This is a genomic window from Methanocella sp. MCL-LM (assembly GCF_049676595.1).
Lineage (GTDB): Archaea > Halobacteriota > Methanocellia > Methanocellales > Methanocellaceae > Methanocella_A.
Window position 1 is genome coordinate 604,196 of record NZ_CP187259.1, and the last position, 20,026, is coordinate 624,221.

Sequence of the window (20,026 nt, forward strand, 5' to 3'; positions counted from 1 at the left end):
TCATAACTAATGCACACTAATTAGATGGTAAGCTATGAAAATTTTGTTTGTTTTAGAATCGTTTACTCCCGATATCAATGTCGTAGTTGTCAGGATGCAAAACATTGTCAATACGTTTTCATGTCAAAAAGATATCGATATTAGAGTAATTGTATATAATCCTCTAAAAAATATTAGCAGTAAGGACAATACCTATAAAATCAACGATAATGTTACTATAGTTAGATATGAAACAAGAATATTGCCTAAAATTTTTTACGTTATAGACTTTATTAATCCTTTTAAACTGTTTTCTTTAATTGCTATACTAATGAAGGATAGCTATCATTATAAACCTGATATCATATTTACTTCAGTTCCGAATGTACCTCCGACAATTGCGGCATATATCACATCAATTTTCCTTAAAAATAAATGTGTAATTGATATGAGGGATAATTGGATAAACGATGATATTTGGGCATATGCAGTTTCATACTATCCGGCATTTTTAAGACCATTTTGTATGGTCTTATGTAAACTATTTAAACAACTCTACCTGCGGTCATGTAAAAATGCCTTACTAATTAGCACAGTATATGACTCGATGATTCCATCTTTAAAGGGGATAACCAAATCTCAAGTACCTATTGTTCATATACCCAATGGAATTGATGTTACAGAGCTGGAAACGATCAAGAAACGAGATTGTATAAACACAATACTCAATCAATATGGTTTTAATCCTAAAACTGATAAAATAATTATATACGTTGGAATGATTGGTACTTACTATAGGCCTGAGATACTTATCAATCCTATCAAAAATTTAATAGATAAAGGGCACGACATAAAGTATCTTATCGTAGGCGATGGAAATTCCCTTGAACTCATTCAAAATATGATTACATCTAAGGGATTAAGTAAGAATGTTTTCGCCATCGGGACAAAAAAACATGATGAAGTAATAGAGTTATTACTATCATCAAACATGGCATTTTATGCTATAGATAATAGTTTCCCAAACCCCGAGTTTGCACTGGGTACTAAAGTTCTAGAATATATAGCATGCAAGTTACCGATATTATCTGTAGCCGGCCGTAATTCAGCAGTAAATGCATTAGTATCAACTCATGGCATAGGGATTGCTCTAAACTGGAATGAACTTGATAGGCTTGAAGCATCTATTGAATCTATATTGTATGACTCAGAGTACTCCCAACGTATTAGTAATTATTATCCTGCTTTCTTAAAAAAATATGATCGAATGGTAAATAGTAAAGAACTTTATGATTCAATAATTAAATATTGTTAATCCAATTTATTGTTCCGCAGTGCCCAGACATCAAACTCTCCGTTTGAGTAAACACTATCTATCAGTGGATCCTTTTCTAACAACTCAAAGTCGTCCGGGTAAAATCTATATTTGGCAATCTTGGGAAATATATCTGTGTATATCGTTTTATCTTTTTCAGTTGTAATCAAGTAATAGCTATTCAGATTAATTACGTCCCTAATTATAGTTGTATTTAGAGAGTATATATTATAATCATTACATTTAGTAGTATCATTATATGTGTAATATCCGAAATGGTACGGCGCATACGCCTCATATACATACTCTTTAGTACCTGGCTTCACTTTATTGGGGCCTATGAAAAGATCATTATACCTTTTACTTTGTCCAACTGAGTAGACATTCACCGTGATAGAATGATCTGACTTTTTGTCAAGGAACCACATCATACCTTTCTCATCGTAATGCGTTGTTTGGTAATTCGTGTTACCAGTATATGGTGAAGGATATAATATAAATATGCCATTTACAAATATTGATATCAGTAAGAGGCTTATTAATCCAATCACAACGAATGAATTCCATCCCCATGATTTTGCTTTTAAATATCTGAGTACAGACCATATGCCATATCCTGTAATCACAATACATAATAACAATATATAATATATAATTCTCAACGGCCCGAATGCCATGTTAAAAAAATATAGACTAATGAACAACATCGATAATATTACAATTGGTCCGTACAGTGATGAAAAGACATATATTTTTTTATTTTTATACATGTCTATAAAAACTATCGGAGCAAATATCAATGCGCCAACCATAATAATTAGGGCTCCGCCATAGAGTTTAAAAGCAAACTCTAATGGGTTATAACCAAGACTACTAGCATAGGATACTTTTTCACTCAAAGTAGAAATCTGTGACAACTGTGACGTCTGTGACATCTGTGATGACTCGCTTTCTACGTCAACAACTTTTTCGTAAATATCTGATATTGGGTCATTCCAAAGATTGAAAGAGCTAATCCATACAATTGTTATTATGCTTAGTAATATGATTGCAACTATCTCTAACCTAACCGGACTTTTAATATTTAATTTATTTACGTATATAAATGCTTGATTTGTGATCCCAATGGTAATAAGAATTAATATTAGCACTAATGTCGGTATTATATGTAGTGGGGGGTATATCAGCAATAGTATTATTGATATTGCGCCCCAACTTAATTTTTTATTTATTATATATTTAAATATTGTAAATAGTACGATGGGGAAAAGCATATTGGATTGTATAATTGGTGCCAGGTTGAGGTAGCTATTAAATATAAATGCACATGAAAGGGTGCTGACAATAATTGCTTGACCTTTGTTATATAATATATACCTTGATAATATGTAGACAAATGGTACGAATAGTACTCCAAAAATATATGGTATAAACTTATGTAAAAAAATTATATCCATATTTGATACATGAGTAACTTCTGTCAAGAAAATGTGGAGTATCGGATAGTATAGTTCATTTGCAAAGACACCATTATTAAAAATTTCCTTAACATATCCAATATGTGTTCCTGAATCGCCTCCCATATTCCATATGTAGTAGCCCTTTATCATAAATACTGAAAGAGATAATACATATGCAAAGAATACAAGATAGAATCCAATTGCCCAGCTTTTATTAATTAAATACTCGTTTTTGTGAATCTCAATAAGTACAATTATAAGGCCAATTATAATTAAGGCTATAATTGAAAACCATAACAATTGATTTATAGAACTATATATCGATGATTCGTACCCGGCAGAAGGTGAGTTATAAACTATTACTATAGAAATTATCGCCAGAATTATTGATAAGATTGCACAAATTTTTGTAATTATTTTCATTTTAATATTCCTTTTTTCAATAATCATGAATATATTATATTCTTATTAGAGATAATTTTTATTACATGTATTTTATATTATGTAAATATGATTCAAATGTTAATATCACTTATTTTATAATTATGATATAAGGGTATTGAAACATTTCGATCTTTTAAAGCAAGTTAGATTCTTATAGATTTAAAATTGTTGGTATAAACAAAAATAATGGGTATTCCCCCTTATGTCCATTAAAATATGATGTTTTAGCCTTATTTTTTTATAAAGCAGTTGGGGTAGGCAGCAACAATTGTCCAGATTGTTATACTAAGTTAATATTTGCATATCCGCCCATAATTTATTTTTTTATCGTTTTATTAATCGTTTTCGCCTTAAGATATTCTGAAGGTAATAATCTATAGTGTAAATAATAAATGATAATGTTGTTATTATTATTAGTGCTATAATTGTATATACTAATACGTTTATTATTGAATGCTCCATATTAATAGAATTAATTATCTGTCCATCAAAAAAACTTGCATGGATTAAGTAAACTGGAAAGCTAAGATTGCTGAGTAAAATTATGTATTTCTCTAAATTTTTGCCGACGTCAATGGTATTTATATATAAACCAGATTTAACTAGGTACATTCCAAATCCAAATTCGAAAACCCTGCATAGTGGTACCCAATCGATAAGTCTATTTCCAATACCTATAGATTGTAGTTGACCACATATAAGCCTAGATACAATGCTAATAAATAGTAATAGTAATAGCGTAAAAATTGCATTTTTATTGAATAAGTAATTAAGAAGTGGATATATTAAGTATAAACTTAAGATCAATCCAATAAACCAACTTACTGCCATTATCGGGCCGCCCCATTGGTTCAGATATACATATAAACCGCTAAATGTTAAAAATAGATTAATAAACGATAGTTTGTGGATATATCCCGGAATTACCATTAGGGATATTACTACTACAGTAATAATCGAAATCCAATAAGTTGGGTATATCCTAATTATTCTATTAGCAAAAAATCGCTTTATTTCATTAAGTGGTATTGTGTTACTGTGGTTATATGCCAGGGCAGATCCGCTCACTATTAAGAATAATGTGACTCCAAAACCTGCTATTGATACCCAATAAAAATTTGGGATTCCATAAAACTTGTTTAGATATGGTATTCCTGTTGCCTGTGCCAAATGTCCAAGTACTACTAAAAAAATTGCAAATATCCTTAGAATATCAAAAAATACTATCCTTTTATTACTATTATTGGACATCTTTTAACCTCTTACCTTACTATAAAAAACAACTTTTTACAACTTACTTTTAACTTTAATTCACAAATCTTATCTGTCTTTAATTATTATAACTTATCCTTAACATCAACTAAGTTATTTATTTGAAATGTATAAACTATTAAAACATCAACACCATAACATCTTTATTATCCTATCTATTGTAAAAATTTGCCTGATACATAATTTACAAAATGATCCAATTCATTTTTTATCTCTCCCGTAGCAAATAACAATACCGCATATAATATAGATCCGATACCAATCAATAATAGTAAATTAATAATTGATTGATCAAAATATGGTTTTATTATCATTAGGGCTAATCCCATACATGCAGCACATAATGATGCTTTTATCACAGTGTAAATTGGGATCTTCCACGGTAGATATCTTTTAGACACTATGACTGATAATATAAATAAAACTAAATATGATATACTGTTTGTAATTCCGGCACCTATATATCCGTATTGTGGGATGAGTAGGAAATTTAATACTATGTTTACGATAGCGACCATTCCTACAAGTAAGGCAAATACACGTGTGTTTTTTGTTAGCTCCAAACCTTTGTTGACAAAGAGACACAAGCCAAACATCAGCCCTCCGAAGCAGACCCATGGAAGAACTGCATAGCCTTCTGAGTATCCACTACCTGTGATCCACATAATCTGGCTCGGTATGCAGAAGATGCCTACAAATGCTGGTATGGCAAATAATATGTAATAGCGTGATATCTTTGATATTAACTCTACAGTACTTTTTTTCCCATGCTTTTCATATGTCTCGATAAAAATTGGCACAGCCGCCGTTAGTATCAGCTGTGCTACTAATGATAACGGATCTGCGATCTGGTAAGCGATCGTATAAATGCCGACTTCACTATTCCCCCGAAAATATTCGATTATATATCTACTTGACATTATGATAATCCATGAGGATAATAGCATGGCAATCATTGGGATGCCGTAGCTGAGAAAGTCTTTGTATAGTTTCAAAGAAAAGTTGTTCAAATGCATATATCTATACAATTTAAATATTAAAATCATAGAGGCTGAAAATACTATATTTGTAAGTACTACACTAATCAGCAGGGCTGATATGCCCCACTGAAAAATAAAGATCAACGATATACTAAGAATAAACGATGTTACCGTTGTCAAGCATTTGGCTATCGAATATACCCAAGCTTTTCTACTCGCTCTGAATATTCCATTAATAAGCTCAAAGATAGCGTTTGATATGATCATTCCAACTGTTAGAAAAAAATAATTTTGAATATTACTATGAAAAAGGCCGCAATAATTTAGAATAGAGTATATTAAAGTTGCAATCGCTAAAATAATAAATAGCCCAACGAATGACGTCGAGAAAAAATTATCTAGTTTATCATTATTCTTATAGCTGTTGTAATACCTAATGTTGGCTGTGTTAAACCATGTGTATGTTAAAACCCCAAAAATACCTACAGTAGTTAAGATTAGGGAATACTCCCCATATTCAGAGGGAGAAAATTGCCTGGTATATACTGATAGACCAATAAATCCAACAATAATTGGCACAAGCTGTGATGGGACGTATATAATAACGTCTCTGATTAATGCAAGTAAAGCGTCTGATGTTGAATTCTTTTCTACCATGCTTTCCCTGTCAGTATAGTGTAAAAGACACTTACGTTATTAATGATTTCCTATATCCTTTTGGTATAACCTGTGATCCTATTACCTTAGAATAAGAAACTAATGCAAGCACCTGGATACATGTTAATTAACCACATAAATATAATAAATTTTTCACATTAGCAAAAGTTTTCTACCAGCATCATTGATCTTATGTAGTTCTAAAAGCAGGACTATAGATAACTTATTAATAACCAGCCACACAAAATAGAATCGACTGCCTAAATGCATAATATTATAAAAGCTCAGGTTAAAAATGTACTTTGCTTACCTAGAAGCACTGCCGGTAAACTATTCCAGGCTGCTAGTAAAACTGCTTTTAAAAATCTACTTCTCAGGGCAAGTAAAAAAAGTGTTTACCAATTAACGGGCTTTCGAAGAATGGCGAGTACTTATAACGAAGAGCAATTTAAATTTTTCATCAATTACCAGGATAAAGATGATATTATCAACTTTGTCAGACAGCGTTATCCCGATTCAATCGCTCACACATTAAAAGATGCGGATGACCTGTTAGATCATCAATTCAACTTGCTTGGTGCTGATAAAAAATCCATCGGGAAGGGTATCGACTGGAACTACGACTTTAAGCATAATTTCAGGTGGGATCCTTTAACTTGTTATTTAAAAACTGATGATCATATTAAACTGTATTTAAAAAATGGAATTCGTGCCGACGTGAAAGTGCCCTGGGAACTTAGCCGTTTTCAGCACCTGACCACTATTGGCAAGGCTTACTGGTACACCGGCGACGAGAAATATGCAGTAGAATTCAAAGATCAAATCACTGATTGGATTCAAAAAAATCAAATTGGATTTGGTGTGAATTGGACTTGTACAATGGACGTCGCTATCCGGGCTGTCAACTGGTTATGGGGATTTTTCTTTTTCTACGATTCAGAGACTATCGACGAACAATTTAAGGAACATTTCCTTAAACAGCTTTTTTTACATGGAGTATATATTTTCAATAATTTAGAGAACGGGCGTATACGCGGAAACCACTATCTATCTGATATTGTTGGTTTGATCTACCTCGGATTCTTTTTCAAAAATACTATTGATGGTAACCGATGGCTGGATTATGGCATCCAAGCTTTGATGAATGAGATGAAGCACCAGGTATACGATGATGGCGTTGACTTTGAAGGCACAGTACATTACCACTGCCTGGTCACAGAACTTTTTATCTCTCCAACGTTACTCTGTCTAAAAAACGGTGTTATGTTTCCTGAATGGTATATGAAAAAGCTGGAAAGGATGATCGACTTTATTATGTATTCGGCGAAACCTAACGGGGAATCTCCAGTAATCGGAGATCAGGATGACGGTAGGCTGCATATCCTGGAAACTTATTATGGTTGGAGTCGTCTCAATCGGCAATATCTACTATCGATTGGGACTATTCTATTCGATAATGGGGATTTTAAATCTGCATCTAACTTCCTCTCTGAGGAAGGTTTCTGGTTAACCGGTTTGAAAGGAGTTCAACAGTTTGACAACATAAAGGATAAAAATACAATTCTCGGATCTAAAGCATACTCCCATGGTGGGTATTATGTAATGAGGGATGGGGATCTTTTCATGTTAGTCGATGCTATACCACCTGATCACCAGGCGCCATCCGGACATAAACATAATAGCAGGCTTAGCTTTGAACTATATGCTTATGGAAAATCATTGATTGTTGACCCCGGAGCATATACGTATACATCAAATAGAGAAGAACGTAACTTATTCCGCAGTACAAAATATCATAACACCGTTGTAGTTGATGACCAAGAACAATGCTCTTATGCGAATGATCTTTTTACCCTTGATAAAAGCCCTAACGTCAAAGTTAACATGTGGGAAACTACGTCCGATCATGATCTTTTAGATATTGAGCACGACGGTTTCGCTCGGCTGGATGACCCTATCATTCACCGGCGAAAAATCATTTTCGATAAACGAAATCGGTTTTGGGTTATCCGGGATTTACTGACCGGAAGTGGCAGGCATAAATTTGATATGTACTTCCATGTTTCAGCTACCTCAAAAGTTTCATCTTTAGATCGACATATAATTCGGATAAATAATGGTAAAACAGGTATTCTCATAATTCCCTTAGAAGTAGATAAAGTAAAAGATAGCATAGAAAATGGGTACGTGTCATCTGGCTATGGGCAGAAAGAACCTGCGTATATTGTCCGGTACTCTGGAGTAACCTGTGGATCGGTTGACCTTACGACGATATTATATCCATTCCAGATGGACGGTGAGGATACCGACTTTCTAAATAGGTTCGAAGAATTCGGTCTACGTGATATTCTTCGAATATTAAGCGACTAATCGGTTAGCCTTTCAGTATTTTTATCTACATATTTTAATCAAAATATTTCCCTTTACCCAGCGTCACCAGGTTAAACATCCCATTCTGCGCCACAACATTCCTGGTATCTAGAACATTCTTATGTCTGGCCGTGCTAAGTAACCTGTTGTAGTCAAAGTGTTTGAATTCATTGTGATCAGTGATAATAACCACACAATCCGTGTCTTTAACTGCATCGTCAAGGCCGGTCAGAGGATACTCAAAGTGCTTGACTAGCGGGTCATAGATGCTGACGTTGAACCCTTCTTTTTCAGCGAGTTTAATAAACTTAAGAGCCGGCGTTTCTCGCGCATCGTCAACATTGCCTTTGTAAGCCACGCCAAACACAGTGATCTTGGGACTTTCGATACCCTTCGTGATCTCTTTTACCTTATGCAAAACATAAGCAGGCATACAGTCGTTTATTTCTCTGGCAGTGTTAATGATCTTGCACTTGGTCGAGTTTTCCGTCAAGAACCAAGGATCGACAGCTATGCAATGGCCGCCAACTCCCGGGCCCGGGCGTAATATGTTTACTCTTGGGTGGCGGTTTGCCAGTGATATTGCTTCCCAAATATCAATACCGACGTCCTCTGCGATAATCGCGAACTCATTAGCAAGAGCAATGTTGATGTCCCTGTACGTGTTTTCCATCAGCTTAACGAATTCTGCCGTCGTAATGTCGGTCGTAAAGATGTTGCCCTTGACAAACGTCGAGTAGAGGTCCTTAGTCATCTTCGTCGATGCTTCGTCGATACCGCCGATGATCCTGTCGTTGTTCACCATTTCATTAAGGGTGTTACCCGGGATGGCTCTTTCAGGGCAATGGGCAAGGTAAAAGTCTTTCTTGACCTTTAGCTCTGATTTCTCCAGAATTGGCACTACTACTTTTGCACATGCGCCTGGCGAAACAGTCGATTCTATTACTACCAGGTTACCCTTTTTAATAACGGGAACTATGGATTCAGCTGCCGATTTTACGAACCTCAGGTCGGCCATTCTCACTTCTTTATCGAACGGCGTTGGTACGCAAATAATGAAAACATCTGCTGGTACAGGCTTGCAGTTTGCAGTGATGCCAGATCCTTTTAATATATTATCGAGGCCTGGCTCTTCAAAGGGCATCGTTTTTTTATTGATCTTATCTACAGTATCCTTTTTCAGATCTACACCGATTACTTCATTTTTCTCAGATAATAGTAAGGCTGTCGGCAATCCGATATACCCTAAACCTATAACACACACTTTCATAGTTTTCCCTTCGCCTCGATCGATGATATCTAACTCTATCTACAATAATAACTTTTAGCTTAATCTATTGATGATTATATCCGTTTTTTAAACAGTCGGTGATAATAAATTAAATAAGTAATCATTGTCGTTAGCTGTTCATAAGTGTATTCTGAATACATTTCTCTAAGAATTACTCATTTATTATCGATCTGCCATACTTACCATGTATTAGGTTCTCTCTTCTGGCTGATTAATGGATAGATATTTAAAAATCCTCTATAATCTAATGCTGATGAGTATTTCCAGTTTAACTCTTGAGGACCAACTTTTACTATGCTGCGCAAGAGTTAACCTCAGTGAGGAGAACAAATTAAAAACTATCCAGCTATTGGAAGGTAACCTGGACTGGGAATATATCGTTCAAACCGCTATTCAGAATAATCTCGTTCCACTATTATATCATAATTTAAAAACGTTTAAGTTTCATTGTGTGCCTTCAGCGTTAAGGGAAAAATTGCACGATTTATATTATCTGAATGTTAAGCGTAACATTACTTTATTTGGTGAACTCGGTAAATTACTGAAGGCTTTTAATGGCTCTGGTATTCCTGTAATCCCTTTTAAGGGGGCATTTTTAGCTGAGAAGGTCTATGCAAACATTGCTTTAAGGCCAATGGAAGACCTGGATCTGTTAATTAAAACTGAAGACTATTATCGTGTGAAAGACCTGTTAGCGAGCCTGGGATACAAGGGACAAGTTTTCCGTACACCATTTCATGAATATGTCTTTCACACAGTCCCTATCTACGGGGAAATCAGTTTTGCTAAGGGTAGTACAATAATTGATGTTCACTGGGACATCAGGCCAATTGAAAAGGCTGTCACTTTAAACGCCAGCCATTTCTGGTGCAATGCCCGCTTAACTGAACTATCTAATAGCACAGTCTATACCTTTTCCCCTGAAGATCTTATCATTCACTTATGTCTCCACTCATATAAGCATTTAATAATGGCAGGGGAATCAAAATTTAAATTTGCGTTCTTCTGTGATATCGCAGAAGCGGTTAGGTTCTATGGTGGAGAAATCAACTGGGAACGTTTTGTGGCCACAGTGGAAAATGATGTAGTGGGAGACATCATATTTTACTGCCTTAATCAAGCCTATATGTACTTAGACGCCCCGATCCCCGTCTTCGTTTTAAATCACCTGAGTAACTCTGCAGAAAATGCTGATCAGGACTTTTCCGATAGCCCCTTTGCCGTAAAAAATCGTAATATGATCAATGTTAAAAAATATGACTTGTTAAGAATAAATTTCTCTAATAAGATCGACACGTTCAGTAAATTTAAAATTATTTACGGGTTTCTTATTCCGGGCAAAGAGTACGTATCAGCACATACGACTGGCAATCATCACATGTTTATTAAGTACATATTGTATTACTTTGGAATTTTATCTCGCGCTCCGGGAGTACTCATCCATAATCGTCTCTAATCCAATCATCTATGCCGTACTCTTGTAAAGAAAATGCGAGCACTTTAATACATTTTACAAATTTCAAAGATTTTACATAAACTATTAATAAGCCTGTCAATACATGAGTTAATGATTAATCTCGTACTCATGTTTAATAGGTGAGCACAAGTTTTTACGTGACAATAGTACTCCCCCTGTGCCTGAAAAATTGATGGGTTATCATGATCAAAACAATCGTCAGAACATTAGTCCCCCGCATTCCACGCGAAGGCTACCTCGACCTTACGTACAGGTGCAATAACAACTGCCGCCACTGCTGGCTCTGGACGCCCGACAACGAAAAGACCCGAAAGGACGAGCTATCTTTCCAGGAACTCAAAGACATCGTCGACGAGGCCCGGTCCATGGGCTGCAACCGGTGGCTGATCTCCGGCGGCGAGCCCATGCTGCGGGAAGACTTCCCGGAAATTTTCGATTATATCACCAGTAAGTCAGTCTCCTATTCACTCAATACTAACGGCACGCTGATCACCTCGGAGATCGCCCAACTTCTAAAGCGTAAAGGCTCCAAGATGATCGCCCTCTACGGCGCTACTGCGGAAGTCCACGACTACGTGACCAGGAACCCCGGCTCGTTCGACGCTACCATGAGAGGCTTCGCCAACATGAAAGGGGCTGGCGCAGGCTTCATCGTGCAGCTGGTGCCGATGCAGGCGAACTATCACCAGTTCGACGACATGGTGCGGCTGGCGGCTTCGCTGAGCAAGACTTACCGGGTGGGTGCTCCCTGGCTCTACCTTTCGGCGTGCAGGTCGGCGGCCCGGAATAAAGAGATCATCGGGCAGCGGCTCGACCCGAAGGACGTCCTCGCGATAGACAGCCCGAGCAGGCCGGGCGAAGAGACTGCTGCTGAAGACCCAGGGTGCGGCAAGGTTGGGGCTGATGGCAGGCTCTTTGCAGGGTGCATCGAGGGCAAGCGAGACTTTCACGTAGATCCATACGGGCAGCTGTCTTTCTGCTGCTATGTCAAGGACCCTACTCTCAGGTATGACCTTCGCCGGGGCAGCTTTGCCGATGGGTGGGAGAAGTTCATACCGTCCCTCGCCGACAAAGTAGTGGCAGACGAGGAGTATTTCCGGGGCTGCGGGTCGTGCTATCACAGGGCTGACTGCCAGTGGTGCCCGGTGTACGGCTACCTGGAGCACGGGCGCTTCGGTGCGAAGGTTGAATATCTATGCGGTGTTGCTAGAGAGACAGAGAAGTATAAGGGGGGCTGGCGAACGAATCATCGTCGGTATTACGGGGTAGGCGGCATGACCATCTGTGTAGAGAGCGATCTGCCGCTTAAGGATAACACTTTTAACGAAAAGCTGGATCTTTTCCGGGTCGAAGGGCCCGGGGCTGACAACGTCGGGTTGCGGCATCACTTCTCGCTTCCGGACATAGGCGGCAAAGACCTGGGTAAAGAGATATACCGCAAAGTGCCATGGGCGATATACAAGAAGGGAAACTCCTTGATCTACCTGGAGATCTCAGTGGATAAAGATAATACGACGCCTAACAAGGTGGCGGTCTTTAGCCAGGACCATGCAAAAGGGGACGTCTACCATCGAGACGCAAAGGTCTTCGAGTCGGGCGATTTAATGGCCCTGACTACGTTCCCCACTGATCAGATTTTATTAGCCCCGCTGCTGGCCGATCGCCGGGGCTTGATCATGCATTCCGCAGGGATGGTGATCAACGGGCACGGGCTGCTGTTCATCGGGCACTCCGGCGCCGGCAAGTCTACGACTGTGACCATGCTGCAGGACGAAGGCGAGATCCTGTGCGACGACCGGATCATTGTTCGCCGGCAGGATGACGGGTTCCGCATCTACGGCACCTGGAGCCATGGCACTGTGCCCATCATCTCTCCCGATTCTGCCCCGCTGCGGGCGATTCTACTGATCGAGCAGTCTGCCGAGAACCGGCTGGTGCCGGTAGGCCGAGGAGAGATCGTGCGGGCGCTGCCGAAGTTCGTCGTCAAGACCGTGGGCACCGAGAGCTGGTGGGATCATGCGTTTTCCATGATCGGGCAGCTTGCCCGGGAAGTACCGGTCTACCGGCTCAGGCTGGATAAGAGCGGTGCTGTGAAGAGCGTGATCCGGGAGCTGGTCGAGCCGCCGGCATCGATAGGCTCGGGCGCGGCGAAGGAGCGAGTATGACGGGTGATTCGCCGTTTATTGTCAGGCATAGCTCCAGCGACTATCATCTCTTCAAAAGTATCGCTCCGCTCCTCGGCAAGCTTGACATCGAGCTCACAGAACGGTGTAATAACGCGTGCATGCACTGCAGTATCAACCTGCCCGAGCACGATGAGGCTGCGAAGGTCCGGGAGCTGAGTACTGACGAGTGGAAGCGCATCCTGAAAGAGGCTGCCGATCTGGGGGCTATGTCAATCCGCTTCACCGGTGGAGAGCCGCTGCTGCGGGAGGACTTTCAGGAGTTATACTTATTTGCCCGGCGACTGGGGCTCAGCGTCATGCTGTTTACCAATGCCCGGCTCATCACCCCGGAGCTGGCCGATCTCTTCGCGCGGGTCCCGCCCCGGGAACTGATCGAAATCACCGTATACGGTATGCACCCCGAGTCCTACGATATGGCAGCCTGTTCCCCGGGCGCTTTCGAGGAGTTCCGCCGGGGCGTGGACCTGCTGATGGAGAGGAAGATCCCCTTCGTCGTCAAGGGCGCGCTGCTGCCTCCGAACAAGGGGGAGATGGACGAGCTCCGCGGGTGGGCGAAGTCCATTCCGTGGATGGAGGGCCATCCGCCTTCTTATTCGATGTTCTTCAACCTGCGGGGCCGGTGGGACTCTGCGGCGAAAAACCGGCTGATTGCCAGTGTAAGAATATCTCCTGCAGAGGGCCTGGAAGTGCTGACCCGGGATTCTGCCGCGTACCGGAAAGAGATGGGCCAGTTTTGCCGGAGGTTCATGAGCGTTCCCGGCGACAGGCTGTTCCCCTGCGGTGCGGGGCACGGCGGATGTGTCGATGCCTATGGTATGTTCCAGGTATGCATGGGCTTGAGAAGTTCCGAATACGTATACGACCTGCGCAAGGGCTCGCTGAAAGAGGCGCTGACTACATTTGTCCCGAAGATCATCGGGATGAAGTCGGTAAACCCGGCCTATCTCTCCCGCTGTGCACGGTGCTTTATCCATGGCCTGTGCGAGCAGTGTCCGACGAAGTCCTGGGCAGAGCATGGCACGCTGGATACCCCTGTCGATTACCTGTGCGAGGTAGCCCATGCCCAGGCCCGGTATCTGGGCCTGCTGGCCGAGGGCGAGCGCGCGTGGGAAGTGGCGGATGGAAAAGAGCGGGTTGAAAAGATGAGTTTATATTAACAAGGTGATTCTTTATGAGTACTGTGAGTCTTGAGAAAGTGTACAAGCCGTCGGACGAGATCGTCGCGAGGAAGATCGAGGGTGAGTTCATCATCGTTCCCCTGACGGCAGGCATCGGAGATATGGAAGACGATCTGTTCTCGCTGGACGAAGTCGGGCTAGTCATCTGGGAACGGCTCGATGGTAAAACCACACTGGCGCAGATCGTGGAGTACATCGCGTCGGAATACGATGCCGAGAAAGAGGTTATTGAAAAAGATGTGCAGGGATTCGTCGGAGAGCTCGTCGCCAGGCGAATGCTGGTTGAAGTATAAGCCAGCCATCGCAGCCGAAAAGAGCGGTAGCGACGGGTTGAGCCTGACAGGCGGCACGCTCGTCGGCCTCCTCCGGGCCGTCCACGAGAAGGGGGCCGACTTTCGGATGACTGCCCGGGGATGGAGTATGTACCCCTCTATTCGTGACGGGGACGTCATCACCATCTCGCCTTTCAGAAATCGGCCGCCGCATATCGGAGAGGTCGTAGCCTTTACCAGGCCCGATGCGGAGAAGTTGGTCGTCCACCGGGTCATGAAGAAGGTGCAGGGCGCTTACCTGATTAAGGGTGACAATACGTTCGATCCTGACGGCACCATACCTGAAGCATGCCTTTTGGGTGTGGTTACCCGGGTAGAGCGAGGAACTAAAAGGATATTCTGGCCGGACCGGTTCCGTCACAGAACGTTAGCCCGGCTGTATTTTACGATTGTACCGCCGCTCAGCCGGTGGCTGATGCCGATCAGGGCCGGATTATCAGGCCTGGGGGCGAGAGTAATTCACTCCCGGCCGTATCGCCGGTTCATGAAAGTCATTTACGGGCGACTTTTAAACAAGCTAGAAATCGAGGTCGAGCCCTCGCCGTCGATACATAGCAAACAAAAGTTTGGCAGGGGCGGATACATTGCCGAAGGGCAGACTACCGGTATAGCAGCGGCACAACAACATCTATTCATTGTAGCCCGGGCTAAGCGCAGGCAGATAGGTTATATGGAGCTATTTCAAAGTCCCGAAGAATGCCCTTTTTCGGGATGGTGGATTGTCGACTATGGCATTGATCTGCCTTACAAGGGAAGCGGCCTCGAGGAGTGCATGCTTACTAAAGCAGTGAAAGTCCTGGCGGACCGGGGCGTAGCCTCTATCATGATCAACCTGCCGGAGCATTCGGAGTGTATCGGCTCGTGGTGTTGGGATGCAGGGCTCAGGCAGCTACCGGCCGGAAACTGTGGCAGGATCGGTAGATTAAAACGTGTTGTTATGGGAAAATCCACTGGATGTACTTCGGGTAAATATTGATGCGGATTACTTGGGCCACCAATGGCCTATAACAATATACAAAGAAAATGTTTTTATAGGTCTAACGCAGCTATAATAATTATTAATATATACAATATTTTTACGAAGTAGAGTAGTCGCTGCACTGGACGCAGTTCAGGTAGCTCTTGTGGTTTCCGCATCCGAAGAACGTCGAAGTTTCGGTCGCTCCGGCACCGGCCTTGCACATCGCCAGTACGTTTTCTTCGTTAAACCTTGTCATTACTATCAGCTTTGGGCTGGAATACTTCTTGCGGGACATCATAGTAATTACAATTGTGAAAGTAATATAAGTAATTTTTGTGGCATGAAAAAATGTGTTATTATAATTTATGCCTTATTTAATTTCCTATCACAAAAAAATCATTTTATATTGAAAGAATATTTATAAAAATATTAGTTTCGATGAAAAATATCTATTATTACGAGTTAGATGGATCACTGCAGTTATGATTGCAATTTGTACTATTACCGCTCCGGCGACCGCATCCATTGTATAAGGAATTATCAATGGTTCCTGCTACTCTGGATTTACATATGGCTAGCACATTTTCTTCGCTGAACCTTGTCAGCACGATTAATTTAGGGCTGGAATACTGCTTGAGGGACATCATAGTAATTACATATCTGTAAGTACTATAAGAAGCTTTTGTACTAGAAATAAACCGCTATTACGACAATCTAATAATTAATTCTATTTTTTTGCGGATAACCAAAAATTTGATATTTTCATGGAGTAAAATGTAACCAAATTTACAATTAATTTTTTGCGTTCGAAAAATTTGTCCAACGTTAACTTTATACGTTTCTATAGGATAAAAGTTCAATCAGTTTAAACAGTGACGAAACCTGTGGTGACAGTTGGTATGGATGACAATTATGTGGGCTATTCCCGGGTGCCGGATTTTCCGCTCTGGAGTAAGATAGGTCAAAAAAAGATGCTGTTTACGTTTGACCTGGAGCTGACCGCCCGGTGTAATAACGCCTGTCGTCACTGCTATATTAATCTCCCCGCCGGCGATAAAGCGGCAATGAGCAAAGAGCTGTCGATAGAAGAGATCGAGAATATCGCCGACCAGGCAGTGGCAATGGGGGCGGTCTGGTGCCTGATCACCGGCGGCGAGCCCCTGCTGCGGAAGGATTTCGAGGAAATCTACCTGATGCTTAAAAAGAAGGGCCTTCTGTTGTCAGTTTTCACGAATGCATGCCTCATCACCGAAAAGCACGTGGAGCTCTTCAGGAAGTACCCTCCCAGAGACCTCGAAGTGACCGTGTATGGTATTACGGCGGAGACTTACGAGAAGGTGAGTGGAAAGCCCGGGTCATATGCGGCTTTCCGGCGGGGGCTCGATCTGTTGCTCGGTGCGGGTATTCCGGTCCGGCTCAAGGCGGTGGCCCTCCGGTCGAACGTCCACGAGCTTCCAGCTATTGCCGCGTTTTGCAGAGCACATACCAAGGATTACTTCCGGTTCGACCCGCTGCTACACCTGCGCTTCGATGGCGATCCGGCGAGGAACGCCGAAATACGCGAGGAAAGGCTGTCCCCCGCGGAGATCGTCGCCATAGAGCAGGCTGACGCTGAACGATCTGATAGTCTGGCTAAAAAGTGCGACTCGCTGGTCGAGTTGGGCGACGCATGTCCTGGAGGCGACCACCTGTTCAACTGCGGTGCCGGCAAGGGCAGTTTTAGCGTGAGCTACGACGGGCGTTTCCGCTTATGCTCGTCACTGTGGCACCCGGACTGCGTCTACGACCTGCGTAAGGGCTCTCTTAAGGCAGCGATGGAGACGTTCGTACCTAAAGTGCTGGACATGCGCTCGACTGACCCGGTCTTTCTCGAGAAGTGCAGGCAATGCCAGATAATCGATTTTTGCCTTTGGTGCCCTGCCCATGCCCACCTTGAGAGCGGGCGTATGGACGCCTGGTGTGATTATTTCTGCCAGGTGGCCCACGCGAGAGTGGCTGCTATCCGGGGTAAATGATGAAAGCGGATGTCATTGTTCAGATGGGGAAAGAGCTCGCGTCGATGAGGAAAACGATACCCGGCGCGCTGCGCCTCGTCTGGGAAAGCGCTCCCGGCTGGACTGTTGCCAATTTCGGCATCACGTTCGTACAGGGGTTGCTCCCTCTGGCATCCATCTACCTGATGAAGCTGATCGTGGACTCGTTCCTGCCCGGCTTATACGGGACCGGGTCAGCTGCACCCTATTCTTATGTGCTGTTGCTGATTGTCGCTGCCGGAGCTATCGCTTTATTGACCGTGGCCTGTCGCCTGCTCCTGGAGATGTCCTCGGAAGCTCAGTCGATGATCATGACTGACAAAGTCACCGAGAAGCTTCATAGCCAGTCTGTTGCTCTCGACCTGCGGTTTTACGAAGACAGCGAATACCATAATATGCTTCACCGGGCCCTGAGAGAGGCTCCGATGCGCCCGACCCAGATCATGAACGATCTGGTACAGCTCTCCCAGAGCCTGATTTCTATCGTTGCGATCGCCGCGGTGCTGTTCACGTTCAACTGGGTGATCGGCCTGCTGTTGTTCGCCGCGGCATCCCCTGCCGCAATCGTCCGCTTGATCTACTCCCGCAAAAAGTACGGTTTCGAGCGGGAGAAGACCGAGAACGAGAGGCAGGCGTGGTATTATCACATGACTTTGACCGAGCCAGAGTATGCCAAGGAGGTGCGCCTGTATAACCTCGGTCCCCTGTTCATCGGCCGCTACCGGAAAATCAGGGCGGACCTGTTCCGGGGTAGGCTGGCGCTGACTCGCATGCGCATTTCCGGAGAGATGCTTACCCAGGCATTCACCACTATAGCCATTTTTGGAGCCTTTGCCTTCATCGCTCATCAGACCTATCTCGGCCGCAGCACCGTGGGCGATCTGGTCATGTACTTCACGGGCTTCCAGATGTGTATGGGCTTCCTGAATACAATTTTACGCAGCATGACGGGGCTCTACGAAAGCAACCTGTTCCTGAACGACTACCTCCGCTTCGAGAAGCTGAAGCCGTCCATAGTAGCGCCGGAAAAGCCAGTAGCCCTGCCATCGACAATAAGCCGCGGCATCGAGTTCAAGTCGGTAAGCTTTGCATATCCCGGCAGCAGTAAAAATTCTCTGGACAACGTTGACCTGTCTATTAAGCCCGGCCAGGTGATCGCCATCGTGGGCGAGAACGGGTCGGGTAAGACGACTCTGATCAAGCTGTTATGCCGGTTGTATGACCCGGTTGCAGGAAAGATTACCGTCGATGGGATAGACCTCACGCAAACTGATCCGGCGAAGTGGAGAAACAAGATTACCGTCGTCTTCCAGGATTATATGTGCTATTATATGCGGGTCTGGGAGAACATCTGGATCGGGAACGTGAACCGGGCGCCGGACCGGGATGAAGTGGCCAAAGCGGCGCACATGTCGGGCGCTGATAAGGTTATCGGACGCCTTCCTGAGGGCTACGACAGCCTTCTTGGCAGGATGTTCGGGGACGGGTCTGACCTCAGCGGGGGCGAATGGCAAAAAGTCGCCCTTGCCAGGGCGTTTTTCCGCGATGCTGACATCATGGTGCTGGACGAGCCTACCAGCTCCCTGGACCCGGTGGCCGAGGCCGAGGTGTTCGATCAGTTCCGAAACCTCATCCGGGGGAAAATGGCAATCTTAATAAGCCACCGTTTCTCCACGGTCCAGATGGCCGACTATATCTACGTGATGAAAAATGGTAAGATCGTTGAACGGGGTACTCATCGCGAGCTGATAGATCAAAACGGCGTATACGCTCGTCTCTACACGGTGCAGGCAACACCTTACAGGGATGCTGCGGGCGTTCCTCAGGCCGGGGCCGGCGTGGAGAAACGGGTGACCGGTAAAGTGTGAAGTATAGTCGCATGAAAATTGTGGGTCCGGGAGGAGTCCCGGGAGATACCCGGATGCCATGGAGAGATTATTATAAAAGTATCCTCTTTAACCTCTATATCCTCTCCTACCTTCTCCCTGACCTCTTAACCTCCCAAACCTCCCAGATTGAAAGTCCTCTCACGCCTCCAGGAAACTCTCCCACCTACAATTTTTAACGGGTTTTACTTTACTCCGAATACAT

General features: G+C 43.1%; 14 protein-coding genes. 9 read left to right on the forward strand and 5 right to left on the reverse strand.

All coding sequences use genetic code 11. The annotated features are described in order from the left end of the window. The first annotated feature begins 34 nt into the window (after positions 1-34). Complete coding sequence (locus ACPLPM_RS03050; RefSeq protein ID WP_424358765.1) at positions 35-1,294, forward strand: glycosyltransferase; 1,260 nt, start codon at positions 35-37, stop codon at positions 1,292-1,294. Here the strand turns inward: ACPLPM_RS03050 and ACPLPM_RS03055 are convergent. The 3 genes from ACPLPM_RS03055 to ACPLPM_RS03065 all read right to left on the reverse strand — a co-directional run bounded on the left by ACPLPM_RS03055 (position 1,291) and on the right by ACPLPM_RS03065 (position 6,107). Beyond that, positions 1,291-3,204 carry a hypothetical protein gene (locus tag ACPLPM_RS03055; protein WP_424358766.1) on the reverse strand — a complete coding sequence of 638 codons (1,914 nt, stop codon included), beginning with the start codon at positions 3,202-3,204 and terminating at the stop codon, positions 1,291-1,293. The genes ACPLPM_RS03050 and ACPLPM_RS03055 overlap by 4 nt on opposite strands. Before the next feature lie 318 nt (positions 3,205-3,522). Further along, positions 3,523-4,449 (reverse strand): acyltransferase family protein, encoded by a 927-nt coding sequence (locus ACPLPM_RS03060; RefSeq protein ID WP_424358767.1) that lies wholly within the window; start codon positions 4,447-4,449, stop codon positions 3,523-3,525. Positions 4,450-4,625: 176 nt separating this feature from the next. Continuing rightward, a complete protein-coding gene (locus ACPLPM_RS03065) occupies positions 4,626-6,107 on the reverse strand; it encodes a flippase (protein WP_424358768.1) in 1,482 nt (493 codons plus the stop codon). Between the two features lie 264 nt (positions 6,108-6,371). On the opposite strand from ACPLPM_RS03065, the gene ACPLPM_RS03070 reads away from it, so the two are divergent. Continuing rightward, positions 6,372-8,477, forward strand: coding sequence for an alginate lyase family protein (locus ACPLPM_RS03070; RefSeq protein ID WP_424358769.1), 2,106 nt, complete (start codon positions 6,372-6,374; stop codon positions 8,475-8,477). 34 nt (positions 8,478-8,511) lie between these two features. Here ACPLPM_RS03070 and ACPLPM_RS03075 read toward each other — a convergent pair whose 3' ends face one another. Then, a complete protein-coding gene (locus tag ACPLPM_RS03075; protein ID WP_424358770.1) occupies positions 8,512-9,747 on the reverse strand; it encodes a nucleotide sugar dehydrogenase in 1,236 nt (411 codons plus the stop codon). Between the two features lie 274 nt (positions 9,748-10,021). Here ACPLPM_RS03075 and ACPLPM_RS03080 point away from each other — a divergent pair, with 274 nt between their 5' ends. From ACPLPM_RS03080 to ACPLPM_RS03100, 5 genes are all read left to right on the forward strand, one after another. Further along, positions 10,022-11,224, forward strand: a complete 1,203-nt coding sequence (locus ACPLPM_RS03080) for a nucleotidyltransferase domain-containing protein (RefSeq protein ID WP_424358771.1) — start codon at positions 10,022-10,024, stop codon at positions 11,222-11,224. Between the two features lie 203 nt (positions 11,225-11,427). Continuing rightward, positions 11,428-13,410, forward strand: coding sequence for a radical SAM protein (locus ACPLPM_RS03085; RefSeq protein ID WP_424358772.1), 1,983 nt, complete (start codon positions 11,428-11,430; stop codon positions 13,408-13,410). Beyond that, the gene (locus ACPLPM_RS03090) at positions 13,407-14,588 is read left to right on the forward strand and encodes a radical SAM protein (protein ID WP_424358773.1); all 1,182 of its coding nucleotides are present in this window, start codon (positions 13,407-13,409) and stop codon (positions 14,586-14,588) included. Before ACPLPM_RS03085 ends, ACPLPM_RS03090 begins: the two co-directional genes overlap by 4 nt. Before the next feature lie 14 nt (positions 14,589-14,602). Next, positions 14,603-14,902, forward strand: a complete 300-nt coding sequence (locus tag ACPLPM_RS03095; RefSeq protein ID WP_424358774.1) for a PqqD family protein — start codon at positions 14,603-14,605, stop codon at positions 14,900-14,902. Next, a complete protein-coding gene (locus ACPLPM_RS03100; RefSeq protein WP_424358775.1) occupies positions 14,892-15,917 on the forward strand; it encodes a S26 family signal peptidase in 1,026 nt (341 codons plus the stop codon). Before ACPLPM_RS03095 ends, ACPLPM_RS03100 begins: the two co-directional genes overlap by 11 nt. A 100-nt stretch (positions 15,918-16,017) precedes the next feature. On the opposite strand, the gene ACPLPM_RS03105 is transcribed toward ACPLPM_RS03100, so the two are convergent. Further along, entirely contained in the window at positions 16,018-16,200 is a 183-nt protein-coding gene (locus tag ACPLPM_RS03105; RefSeq protein ID WP_424358776.1) for a hypothetical protein, read from the reverse strand. A gap of 601 nt (positions 16,201-16,801) precedes the next feature. Here ACPLPM_RS03105 and ACPLPM_RS03110 point away from each other — a divergent pair. Further along, the gene (locus ACPLPM_RS03110) at positions 16,802-17,917 is read left to right on the forward strand and encodes a radical SAM protein (RefSeq protein ID WP_424358777.1); all 1,116 of its coding nucleotides are present in this window, start codon (positions 16,802-16,804) and stop codon (positions 17,915-17,917) included. Continuing rightward, the gene (locus ACPLPM_RS03115) at positions 17,914-19,803 is read left to right on the forward strand and encodes an ABC transporter ATP-binding protein (protein WP_424358778.1); all 1,890 of its coding nucleotides are present in this window, start codon (positions 17,914-17,916) and stop codon (positions 19,801-19,803) included. The genes ACPLPM_RS03110 and ACPLPM_RS03115 overlap by 4 nt, the downstream gene beginning before the upstream one ends. Positions 19,804-20,026: the final 223 nt, after the last annotated feature.